Consider the following 11,933-nt stretch of genomic DNA (forward strand, 5'->3'; position numbering starts at 1 on the left):
ACAAATAAAAAGGGCTGATGCGTTCACATCAACCCTTCTTCTATTTACGTAGCAACTCTAGTAATCGAGATTCGATTATAGGCCAGCCGCTGCAAATACTTGGTTAACAATCTCTTGAGCTTCTGCTTCGATTGCTTTCAGGTGCTCTTCACCCTTAAAGCTTTCACAGTAGATCTTGTAGATGTCTTCAGTGCCTGATGGACGCGCAGCAAACCAGCCGTTCTCAGTTGTCACTTTCAAGCCACCAATCGCAGCGCCATTACCTGGAGCGTGTGTTAGGCGTGCAGTAATTGCATCACCAGCCAGCGTCTCAGCAGAAACCATCTCTGGAGATAGTTTCTTCAGCACGTCTTTTTGTGCACCATTTGCTACCGCTTGAATACGGTTGTACTTAGATTCACCGTGTTTAGCGGCAAGTTCTTCGTAGTATTCTTGTGGGTTCTTACCTGTCACAGCTGTGATCTCAGCCGCAAGTAGGCAAAGAATCAGGCCATCTTTATCTGTTGACCAAGGCGTACCGTCTTTACGTAGGAAAGAAGCACCTGCACTCTCTTCACCACCAAAGCCAAACTGGCCGTTGTAAAGACCATCAACGAACCATTTGAAACCAACTGGCACTTCACAAAGCTCACGACCTAAGTCAGCAACAACACGGTCAATCAATGCGCTTGATACCAGTGTCTTACCAACAGCAACGTCTTTACCCCAACCTTCACGGTTACGGTATAGGTAATCAATACAAACCGCTAAGAAATGGTTTGGATTCATCAAGCCTTTAGGTGTCACGATGCCGTGGCGATCGTAGTCTGGGTCGTTACCAAACGCTAGAGCGTACTCGTCTTTAAGCGCCAGTAAGCCAGCCATTGCGTATGGAGAAGAACAGTCCATACGAACCACGCCATCTTTATCTAGAGACATGAATTGGAATGAAGGGTCAACCGCTTCACTTACCAGAGTAAGATCTAGATTGTACGCTTTGCCAATTTGACGCCAGTAATCAATACCACTGCCACCCAGAGGATCCACACCAATCTTGATGTTCGCTTTCTGGATCGCTTCCATATCCACGACGTTAACCAAATCAGCGACGTATGGCGCTACTAGGTCGACTTCTTTTACTAGCTCAGACTGTTTAGCCTGTGCGATCGGCGTACGCTTAACACCTTGCATTTGCTCAGCAATGATCACGTTCGCACGGTCTTCAATCGCTTGAGTCAGTTCAGCTTCAGCTGGACCACCGTGTGTCGGGTTGTATTTAATACCACCGTCTTGAGGTGGGTTATGCGAAGGTGTGATAACAATGCCGTCGGCTTTTTTGTCATTCACTAGGTTGTGCGTAAGAATCGCGTGCGAGATACCAGGTGTTGGAGTAAAGCCATTGTTTTCTTGAATAATAACTTCAACACCGTTCGCTACAAGCACTTCGATAACCGTAGAGAACGCAGGCTCAGATAGAGCGTGAGTATCTTTTCCTAAGAAAAGAGGGCCAGTTGTACCTTGCTCGGCACGAACTTCAGCAACCGCTTGTGCAATTGCTAGAATGTGGTTTTCGTTAAATGTTGATTTGTCTGCTGTACCGCGGTGACCTGAAGTACCGAACAGTACTTTGTGATCTGGGTTGGTCGCATCCGGTTGCTGTAAGAAATAGTTAGCCACTAAAGCCGGAATATTATGAAGATCTTCCTGCTGAGCTTTTTGCCCAGCACGAGGGTGCATAGCCATTTTTCGACATCCTTATATATAAAATTTAAAAACAAAAAAACCTCATAATATCTTCTTATCCATGGATATTATGAGGTTTAAATCAGATTTCGTTAAATTGAACCTGTTACTTTTTCTATCAATTCTGCTTGGAAACTCATGCGGCTCATAAGCTGCTCAACCATCTGTCTTTTACGGCTAGTATTATTATTTGTAATAACCCAAAAAGGACTTTGTGGAATGGCTTTAGGCTTAGTCGTGTTGCCGTTTGCTAGCAACGTCGCTTCGTTGTCTGCAAAGTAAACGCGCTTACGGCCTTTTACTTGAGTTGCTTCTGAAAAGCTTAAAGGGTCGATTTTATGCAGTGTTGATAACACTAGCATGAAACGATCAATGGCTTTCTTTAATGACGCAAACTCATCTGATATTAGTAGTGAGCGCATTTCTTTAACGCCATCGAACTTCTCTGGAGTAAAGCCTACCTCTTTGCTAACAACGATACCTTTCGGCTCTACGATCTCTTCGATCGGAGCCATGCCTTGGCTATCAACCTGTAACAAGCGGCGCAGAATATCTGAAGCGCTTTCGCCAATACGTTCTGTCTGACCCGCAATAAAACGGTATAGGTCCTCATCAACCTCAATTGTTTTCATTCGCTTTTCACAATCTCAATGTTTAAACTCAGGGGGATTATAGCGAGATCCGCGCGGATACTCTACGTCAAACCCACCATGAATAAGATAAAAATGTCAGTACAGCTCAACTATAAAATCGAAGGTGAGGGTCACACCATAGTTTTGATCCATGGATTATTCGGTAATCTGGACAACCTAGGCTTGCTGGCCAGGGATCTAAAAGTCGATCATCAGGTACTGAGTATCGATCTTCGTAACCACGGACAATCCTTCCACAGTGATACTCATAATTACCAAGCGATGGCACAAGATGTCGCTCAACTGTTGAAAGATCTTGAGCTGAATGACGTTACTGTCATTGGTCACTCGATGGGCGGAAAAGTTGCTATGGCGCTTACCCAACATCTAGAGCTGCGTAAACTGATTGTATTGGACATGGCACCAGTCGCTTACACCCAAAGCCGTCACGATAACGTATTCGCTGGCTTACAAGCGGTCATTGAAGAAAAGCCAGGATCTCGTGCCGAAGCACTTAAAGTGCTCGCCAAACATATCGAATTAGACGGTGTTCGCCAATTCTTAACAAAATCACTGTTTAAGTCAGAACAAGGCATTATGGAGTGGCGCTTTAACGTCGCTTCGTTACTGAGCAACTACCCACACATTATTGGTTGGGAACCGATCGACAAAACCTCAGTCAAAACCTTACTAATAAAAGGTGGGGATTCTGACTACCTCACGGCTGAGCACCAAACTGCGGTCCAACAGCAATTTTCTAACGCAAAGGCGCACGTTATTGCGAATACCGGCCACTGGCTACACGCAGAAAAGCCAGCTGAAGTGCTGAGAGCAATTCGAAAATTCATCGCTTAAGCGCGCTTTTTCATGCAGATAAATGAGAGCTGAGTAATCACTGCACATTAACTTTATCTCGCAACAGTGATATAGTGCGCCCAAGCAAAATTGGTATATAAGGTTCCCATGCTTTACGACTACATGAACATCATTGAATCTGTTGGTTTAGATCTCCTATTTGCCGCGATTTTCTTTTTGATCGGTATGGCAATTAAGGACGTTCTCAAGCAAGGAAATGTTCCTCCATTTGGTCGTCGCATCGTATGGTTAGTACTTTTCCTTGGCTGTGCGGGTTTTATCGCCAAAGGGATAATCCAACTAAGCTGGGAAGGAACTGGGATCTAACGATTCTCTTCCGAACTTTATTACACCGACAACAGACAAAATGAAAGGTAATGATTCTATGGCAAGTGTAGGTCTCTTCTTTGGTAGCGATACAGGTAACACTGAAGCTGTTGCTAAGATGATTCAAAAGCAATTGAGCAAACAGCTCGTTCACGTTCAAGACATTGCAAAAAGCAGCAAAGAAGATATCGATAACTTCGATCTACTGCTGCTTGGTATCCCTACGTGGTACTACGGCGAAGCACAATGTGATTGGGATGACTTTTTCCCAGAGCTAGAAGCTATTGATTTCTCAACTAAGCTTGTTGCTATCTTTGGTTGTGGCGACCAAGAAGATTACGCAGAATACTTCTGCGATGCTATGGGTACTATCCGTGACATCGTTGAAGCGAAAGGCGGTACTATCCTAGGTCACACATCAACTGAAGGCTACGAATTCGAAGCATCGAAAGGTTTAGTTGAAGGCGATGACAGCCAATTCGTTGGTCTATGTATCGATGAAGACCGTCAACCTGAGCTAACTGATGAGCGCGTATCTAACTGGGTTAAACAAATCCACGAAGAGATGTGCCTAGCAGAGCTAGAAGACTAATTATCTGATGGTTGTTAATTGTTACAATTAATAACCATTATATAGATATGAAAAAACCTCCTTATGGGAGGTTTTTTGCCATTTAACGTCTATTAATTAGCACTCAGCTTCTAATGCTTCATCATCATCTCTAAATTGAGGCTTCTTTCTTACATAGAGGGTGCGTTGAATTTCTGACACCACATTACCCTGCTTATCTTTCACATGAATAATAAATTCAGGAAAACACTTTTCACCGAGCTGTGTCTGACGATAGATATCGTCAAGCTGCCCTTGGCTTATCTCAAAATCTGCATACAAGTCCGATTGCCCCGGCTTGATGAAGTTAATGCTCGCTTCTTTATCCCAAACATAATATCGCTCACCTAAAATTCCCATTAACATCAATGAGTAAACGGGATCGGTAAGAGAAAAGATACTGCCGCCATATTGAGTACGATTGGCGTTCTTATTCCACCAGCGTAGCTTAAGTACTGTCTTAACAACCCTAAAGTCAGCGCTAATGTGGGCTATTCGAATACCTGCTCCCCAAAAGGGGGGCCAAATATTAAGAGCAAATTTTACAATGTTGGGTTTATATATTTTTGCGAGTTGCTTATTCATAACAACATTCCATGTTCATATCAGAAACACCGCCACCTTGACTGGTCGTACCTCCACTATAAGTGAGATACTTCCAATTTACAAAACAGATTGTGATGTCAGTAAGTAACCCTTTGAAGTTCGTGGTTTATTGTTATGCCTGACTAAACTATAATGGTATTAATATTGAATTCTGTTAATTGCTGCAGATCATCAACAGGAAAGTATATGTCAGACAATAATCAAGCGCTAAAAGATGCAGGTCTTAAAGTGACCCTTCCACGGCTCAAAATTTTAGAAGTATTACAACAGCCAGACTGCCAACATATTAGTGCTGAAGATTTATATAAGAAGCTGATCGACTTAGGTGAAGAAATCGGTCTTGCAACCGTTTATCGAGTACTTAACCAATTCGATGACGCTGGCATTGTAACTCGTCACCACTTCGAAGGCGGCAAGTCTGTATTTGAACTTTCTACACAGCACCACCACGACCACCTTGTATGTTTAGATTGTGGCGAAGTGATCGAATTCTCTGATGACATCATCGAAGAAAGACAGAAAGAGATTGCTCAGCGTTACAACGTGCAATTAACAAACCACAGTTTGTACTTGTACGGCAAAAGCATTAACGGAGATTGCAAAGGCAATCCAGACGCGCATAAAGCGAAGTAGTAATACAGAACGCTGGCTTAGGCCGGCGTTTTTTATATGGTCCTACATAAGTACGATTCTCCGATACTTATCCCATATTATTCAGACACAAAAAAACCGGCTCTAAGCCGGTTTTTTTATGGGGTCGCTTTTAACAAACTAAGCACTCAAGCATTAAGCTTCAGTTTTACCCCAAGTGTCACGTAGACCAACCGTACGGTTGAAGACTAGTGCGTCTGCTTTAGAGTCTTTCGAATCCACACAGAAGTAGCCTGTACGTTCAAACTGGTACGCTTGCTCTGCCACACCTTCTGCTAAGCTAGGTTCTACAAAACCATTTAGCGTAACAAGTGATTCAGGGTTTAGCGTCGCAGCGAAATCATCAGCAGCGGCTGGGTTTGGCACTGTGAATAGACGATCGTACAAACGAATCTCAGCAGGCAGCGCTTTATCAGCAGATACCCAATGGATAACGCCTTTCACTTTGCGGCCATCTGCAGGGTTCTTACCCAATGTTTCATTGTCGTAAGAACAGAAGATAGTCGTAATGTTGCCTTCTGCATCTTTTTCGATACGTTCAGCTTTGATCACGTAAGCACCACGCAGGCGAACTTCTTTACCTAGAACCAAACGCTTGTACTTCTTGTTTGCTTCTTCACGGAAGTCGTCACGTTCAATCCAAACTTCACGGGTAAATGGTACTTCGCGAGTTCCCATTTCTGGCTTGTTTGGATGGTTTGCAACAGTTAACGTTTCTACTGCATCTGCTTCGTAGTTTTCGATAACGATCTTAACTGGATCCAGAACAGCCATTGCACGAGGTGCATTTTCGTTCAGATCATCACGGATGCAAGATTCAAGTGAACCGAACTCAATCATGTTCTCTTGCTTAGTCACACCAATACGCTTACAGAATTCACGAATCGAGCTTGAAGTAAAACCACGACGACGTAGGCCAGAAATAGTAGGCATACGTGGGTCATCCCAACCTTGAACTAGGTTTTCAACCACAAGTTGGTTCAGCTTACGCTTAGACATTACTGTGTATTCAAGATTTAGACGGCTAAACTCGTACTGACGAGGCTGGCAATCAATCGTGATGTTATCTAGAACCCAATCGTACAAACGACGGTTATCTTGGAATTCAAGCGTACAGATAGAGTGCGTAATACCTTCCAGCGCATCAGAGATACAGTGAGTAAAGTCGTACATTGGGTAAATGCACCACTTGTCAGCTGTTTGATGGTGGTGAGCAAAACGAACACGGTAGATAACAGGATCGCGCATAACCATGAACGAAGAGCTCATGTCGATCTTAGCACGCAAACACGCTTTACCTTCTTCAAAACCACCGTCACGCATTTTTTCAAACAACGCTAGGTTCTCTTCAGGGCTGCGGTCACGGTATGGGCTCGCTTTACCTGGCTCTTTTAGCGTGCCACGGTACTCACGGATTTGATCAGGACTTAGCTCGTCAACATACGCTAAGCCTTTATTAATTAATTCCACAGCATAAGCGTAAAGCGTATCGAAGTAGTTTGATGAGTAACAAATATCACCAGACCATTCGAAGCCTAACCAGCTTACATCATTCTTAATTGACTCAACGTATTCAACGTCTTCTTTTTCAGGGTTTGTATCATCGAAACGAAGATTACATTGTCCCTGGTAGTCCTGAGCAATACCAAAGTTCAAGCAAATAGATTTAGCGTGACCAATGTGCAGGTAGCCATTTGGCTCCGGCGGGAAACGAGTATGCACGCTACTGTGTGTACCATCCGCTAAATCTTTATCAATAATTTGGCGAATGAAATTCGATGGACGAGCCTCAGCTTCACTCATCTATAGCACCTCTATGTATTTAGTATTGTCAGAGAAAGTTATCTTTCGTCCCCAAGAAAACGGTCGCTTTTAGCACCGGTCAAAGATTGAAAGATCATTGTTGCTAATCATCCACAATTCTTTGCCTTTGCACAATAAGAACCGTCCGTTAATTGCGAATATTTCTGCTATTCGATGAAGAATAGAACGAACCGTGTTCAGTAGCCTTAAACAGCAGGCACAAAAAAGCCTCCCATGTGGGAGGCTTTCAATTTGATACTTACTTAAGAGTAACTTTACGTCTTAATTAAGTACTTCCTTTACTATGGAAGTTTTACATCAGATAGGTCTTCACCTGCACCGATAGCTTTCATTTCGCCAGCTACGATTTCAGCTAGTGGGCCTAGGATAACCTGTAGGTTGTTTTCACCTAGTTTTACCACACCTTTAGCACCTAGTTTCTTAAGAACAACTTCATCAGCGACAGAGCGGTCTTTAAGAGTTAGGCGTAGACGAGTGATACAAGCGTCGATTGAAGTTAGGTTGTCGTGACCACCTAGAGCTTTCAGGTATTGACGTGCAAGGTCGCCCTTTGGTGCGTCGCCAGCAGGAGCTGCAACAGCTTCGTCATCATCTTCACGACCTGGCGATTTCAAGTTGAAAGCGCGGATTGCGAAAGAGAAAGTGAAGAAGTATAGAGCACCGAAACCAAGACCGATTAGTAGTAGTACGAATGGTTTAGTTGCTAGACCCCAGTTCAATACGAAGTCGATAAGACCAGCAGAGAAACCGAAGCCGTGCAGAGTACCAAACATGTTAGCAACTACTAGAGACAGACCTGTAAATACAGCGTGCATTGCGTATAGAGCAGGAGCTAGGAATACGAACATGAATTCTAGCGGCTCTGTGATACCTGTTAGGAATGAACAGAATGCAACTGAGAATAGTGCGCCACCAACTTGGCTACGTTTTTCAGCAGGAGCAGCTAGGTACATTGCAAGTGCAGCACCTGGTAAACCGAACATCATTACTGGGAAGAAACCGTTCATGAATACACCAGCGCCTTTATCGCCGCCGAAGAAACGGTGTAGGTCGCCAGATTTAACTGTTTCAGTTACTTCTTTAACAGTTGCAACAATTTCTGGGTTAACTGAGTTAGCAAATTCAAATGTGTACTCTTGACCAACAACTAAAGTTTTAGCTAGTGCAGGGTCAACACAAAGTTGAGAGAAGCCTTCTGCAGCAACTACGATCTCTTGACAAGAGCCCATACCGAACCAGAAGTACGAGTTCAGTACATGGTGTAGACCTACTGGGATAAGTGCACGGTTAAGAGTACCGTAAACGAATTGACCGATAGCGCCAGACGTTGAAACTGCATGAGCAAGTGCATCTAGACCAGATTGAACAGCAGGCCATACAACACCAAAGATTGCGCCAGCAACTAAAGCAAATAGACCAGCCATAATAGGAACTAGACGTTTGCCAGAGAAGAATGCTAGCCACTCTGGAAGACGAGTCGCGTGGAATGCATTGTAAGAGTGACCTGCGATGATACCTGCAAAGATACCGCCGAAGAATGACATATTTACACTAGCATCGATGTTTGTTGCTGTTGCAGTCAGAACAAAGTAAGCAACTGCACCAGCAAGACCTGCTGCACCGTTACCGTCTTTAGAAAGACCAATCGCGATACCCAAACCAAACAACAATGGTAGTTGGCTGAAGATTGCGTTACCAGCAGATGCCATGAATGCGATATCGAGTAAGTCTGGTTGACCCAGACGTAGCAGCAATGCCGCAATCGGAAGCGTAGCGATTGGTAGCATTAACGCCTTACCAAGCTTCTGTGCATACCCTAGAATATTCACCAGTTGTTTCCCCCTATAGGATTTTTTAGAATTCGTTTGAGAAACTTATTTTAGTCGCTCAATTTAGTCCTATTCAGTGTATTCAATTAATTTTGCTCCGCAAATTAAAACCTTACCATTTGTGATCCTAATCACCAGTTTTTACCAAATCCAGAGGTTTTTGCTAGCGAGATCATAAAACTTATTTTATCATTCAAAAAAATGAACATTTATAGATAAAATCCAAATCTAATCATTAGGTAAAAAGATGGTATCTGCGGGCTTCTATTGCCGTATGAATAATCATTAACAATGAACCTAAATGTATAATAACGATCAGTTATTCATATATTTTTCAACTACTTAAATAGCTTCCCATATTGAAGCCGTTTGCCCATAAAAGATAAATCGTTACGTAAATGATGCTCGCAAACTAAGTCCGCATTTAGGTAACGAACGAATTTAAAAGATCTCACGAAATAAGGATTAGCTGACTATGTACGCGCTAAGTAACTGTAAAATTTACACTGGTAGTGATGTTCTGACCGATCATGCTGTTGTAATCGAAAACGAACTGATCAAAAAAGTCTGTCCTATCTCTGAATTGCCAGAGGGAATCGAGGTTCGCGACCTAGACGGAGCAAACCTAAGTCCAGGTTTCATTGACCTACAACTGAACGGTTGTGGCGGTGTAATGCTTAACGATGAGATCACTGCAGAAACCATGCAGATCATGCACAAAGCAAATCTGAAATCTGGCTGTACTAGCTTCTTACCAACGCTTATCACCTCTTCAGACGAAGATATGCGTGCCGTTATTACGGCAGCTCGTGAGTACCACAACCAGTACCAAAACCAATCTTTAGGTCTGCACCTAGAAGGTCCGTACTTGAACGTTGCGAAAAAAGGCATCCACAGCGTCGATCACATTCGTAAGTCTGACAACGAAATGATTGAGCTTATCTGTGACAACAGTGACCTTGTTGCAAAAGTTACATTAGCTCCAGAGTTAAACGACCCTGAACACATTGAACGCCTGCACAAAGCTGGCGTTGTCGTTTCTATCGGCCACACCAACGCAACTTACGCAGAAGCACGCCAAGGTTTCGAATCTGGTATCACGTTCGCTACTCACCTATTCAATGCAATGACCCCTATGGTCGGTCGTGAACCGGGCGTTGTAGGCGCGATTTACGACACACCAGAGGTTTACGCTGGGATCATTGCCGACGGTTTCCACGTTGATTACGCAAACATCAGAATTGCGCATAAAATCAAGGGAGAAAAGTTGGTATTAGTGACGGATGCCACAGCTCCTGCAGGTGCTGACATGGAATACTTTATTTTTGTCGGTAAGAAAGTATATTACCGTGATGGTAAGTGTGTTGATGAAAACGGCACACTGGGCGGCTCAGCTCTGACTATGATTGAAGCAGTTCAGAATACAGTTGAGCACGCTGGTATCGCTTTAGACGAAGCTCTTCGCATGGCTACGCTATACCCAGCTACGGCTATCGGTGTAGAAAGCAAGCTAGGTCGAATTAAAAAAGGCATGGTTGCAAACCTAGCTGTATTTGACCGAGACTTTAACGTTAAAGCGACTGTTGTTAACGGACAATACGAGCACAATTAAGTATGAATGGCGGACAAATAGGTAACGTAGACTTAGTTAAACAACTAAACAGTGCGGCGGTATACCGACTTATAGACCAACAAGGGCCTATCAGTCGTATACAAGTGGCTGATGTAAGCCAACTCGCACCGGCAAGTGTTACAAAAATTACCCGCCAACTTTTAGAGCGCGGCCTAATTAAAGAGGTTGCGCAGCAAGCGTCTACTGGCGGTAGACGCGCTATCTCCCTAACCACAGAAGTAGAACCTTTTCATTCTGTCGCTGTGCGTTTAGGTCGAGACTACATTCAAATAAGCCTTCATGACCTTGGCGGTCGTGAGTTGGCTTTCCAACAGCAAGACCTGAATTATTCAGACCAGTCAGACCTTACCCAAGGCTTGGTTAATAATTTGAAGGCTTTCATTGCTGAACACCAACCAAAGATCGATCAGCTGATTGCTATTGGTGTCACGCTTCCAGGCTTGGTTAACCCAACGACCGGTGTTGTTGAGTACATGCCAAACACGGATATCGATAACCTGGCTTTAAGTGACATTATTCGCGACACATTCCATGTCGCTTGTTTTGTGGGCAACGATGTTCGCGGAATGGCGCTTGCTGAGCACTACTTCGGTGCAAGTAAAGACAGCCAAGACTCTATTTTAGTGAGTGTTCACCGTGGTACCGGCGCAGGTATTATCGTAAATGGTCAGGTTTTCTTAGGTCACAACCGCAACGTAGGTGAGATTGGCCATATCCAAATCGATCCGCTAGGCGAGCAATGCCAATGTGGTAACTTCGGTTGTCTTGAAACCGTAGCAGCAAACCCAGCAATCGTTGAACGAGTTCAAAAACTGATTAAACAAGGCTATGAGTCTTCTTTAACAGAGCTTGACCGTATTACGATTCAAGATGTGTGTGACCATGCAATCAATGGTGACGAACTGGCGAAGCAAAGCTTAGTTCGAGTAGGAAACCAGTTAGGTAAGGCTATCGCGATGACGATTAACTTATTTAACCCTCAAAAAGTGATTATTGCTGGTGATATTACCAAGGCACAAGAGATTGTTTTCCCTGCAATTAAGCGCAATGTAGAGAATCAGTCGTTAACGACTTTCCATAGCGGCTTGCCTATTGTAGCATCACAGATCGATAAACATCCTACGATGGGAGCTTTTGCCATGATTAAGCGCGCCATGCTCAACGGCGTGTTACTGCAGAAGCTTCTCGAAGACTAGAGAAAAACAATTCTGATTTTCCGCGGGCCGTGTTTGTATAAACACGGC

11 protein-coding genes are annotated in these 11,933 nt (G+C 43.8%); 6 read left to right on the top strand and 5 right to left on the bottom strand.

Annotated features, from left to right (window positions below):
• Positions 1–75: 75 nt before the first annotated feature.
• Both pgm and seqA read right to left on the bottom strand, forming a co-directional pair.
• Positions 76–1,722, bottom strand: coding sequence for a phosphoglucomutase (alpha-D-glucose-1,6-bisphosphate-dependent) (pgm, locus tag A142_RS21820; protein WP_019820492.1), 1,647 nt, complete (start codon positions 1,720–1,722; stop codon positions 76–78).
• A 92-nt stretch (positions 1,723–1,814) separates the two neighbouring features.
• Positions 1,815–2,354: a replication initiation negative regulator SeqA gene (seqA, locus tag A142_RS21825; protein WP_019820493.1), complete on the bottom strand. Its 540-nt coding sequence runs from the start codon at positions 2,352–2,354 to the stop codon at positions 1,815–1,817.
• Between the two features lie 93 nt (positions 2,355–2,447).
• On the opposite strand from seqA, the gene A142_RS21830 reads away from it, so the two are divergent.
• The 3 genes from A142_RS21830 (at position 2,448) to fldA (ending at position 4,128) form a co-directional block, all read left to right on the top strand.
• Entirely contained in the window at positions 2,448–3,209 is a 762-nt protein-coding gene (locus A142_RS21830) for an alpha/beta fold hydrolase (RefSeq protein WP_019820494.1), read from the top strand.
• A gap of 108 nt (positions 3,210–3,317) precedes the next feature.
• Positions 3,318–3,536 (top strand): DUF2788 domain-containing protein, encoded by a 219-nt coding sequence (locus tag A142_RS21835; protein WP_004737900.1) that lies wholly within the window; start codon positions 3,318–3,320, stop codon positions 3,534–3,536.
• A gap of 58 nt (positions 3,537–3,594) precedes the next feature.
• Positions 3,595–4,128, top strand: coding sequence for a flavodoxin FldA (gene fldA, locus A142_RS21840; protein WP_010436745.1), 534 nt, complete (start codon positions 3,595–3,597; stop codon positions 4,126–4,128).
• Positions 4,129–4,224: 96 nt separating this feature from the next.
• On the opposite strand, the gene A142_RS21845 is transcribed toward fldA, so the two are convergent.
• The gene (locus A142_RS21845) at positions 4,225–4,731 is read right to left on the bottom strand and encodes a DUF4442 domain-containing protein (RefSeq protein WP_019820496.1); all 507 of its coding nucleotides are present in this window, start codon (positions 4,729–4,731) and stop codon (positions 4,225–4,227) included.
• A gap of 207 nt (positions 4,732–4,938) precedes the next feature.
• Between A142_RS21845 and fcrX the strand changes: the two genes are divergently transcribed.
• Complete coding sequence (gene fcrX, locus A142_RS21850; protein WP_017061956.1) at positions 4,939–5,385, top strand: ferric iron uptake transcriptional regulator FcrX; 447 nt, start codon at positions 4,939–4,941, stop codon at positions 5,383–5,385.
• A 153-nt stretch (positions 5,386–5,538) separates the two neighbouring features.
• Here the strand turns inward: fcrX and glnS are convergent, their stop codons facing one another.
• Complete coding sequence (gene glnS, locus A142_RS21855) at positions 5,539–7,206, bottom strand: glutamine--tRNA ligase (protein WP_019820497.1); 1,668 nt, start codon at positions 7,204–7,206, stop codon at positions 5,539–5,541.
• A 302-nt stretch (positions 7,207–7,508) separates the two neighbouring features.
• Positions 7,509–9,056, bottom strand: a complete 1,548-nt coding sequence (nagE, locus tag A142_RS21860; protein WP_019820499.1) for an N-acetylglucosamine-specific PTS transporter subunit IIBC — start codon at positions 9,054–9,056, stop codon at positions 7,509–7,511.
• Between the two features lie 475 nt (positions 9,057–9,531).
• Here nagE and nagA point away from each other — a divergent pair, with 475 nt between their 5' ends.
• Together nagA and nagC are read left to right on the top strand one after the other, a co-directional pair.
• Complete coding sequence (nagA, locus tag A142_RS21865; protein ID WP_019820501.1) at positions 9,532–10,668, top strand: N-acetylglucosamine-6-phosphate deacetylase; 1,137 nt, start codon at positions 9,532–9,534, stop codon at positions 10,666–10,668.
• Between the two features lie 2 nt (positions 10,669–10,670).
• Positions 10,671–11,885 carry a DNA-binding transcriptional regulator NagC gene (nagC, locus tag A142_RS21870; RefSeq protein ID WP_017629614.1) on the top strand — a complete coding sequence of 405 codons (1,215 nt, stop codon included), beginning with the start codon at positions 10,671–10,673 and terminating at the stop codon, positions 11,883–11,885.
• Positions 11,886–11,933: the final 48 nt, after the last annotated feature.

It is taken from the genome of Vibrio splendidus 12E03 (genome assembly GCF_000272105.2).
In the GTDB taxonomy this organism is placed as follows: Bacteria; Pseudomonadota; Gammaproteobacteria; order Enterobacterales; family Vibrionaceae; genus Vibrio; species Vibrio splendidus_I.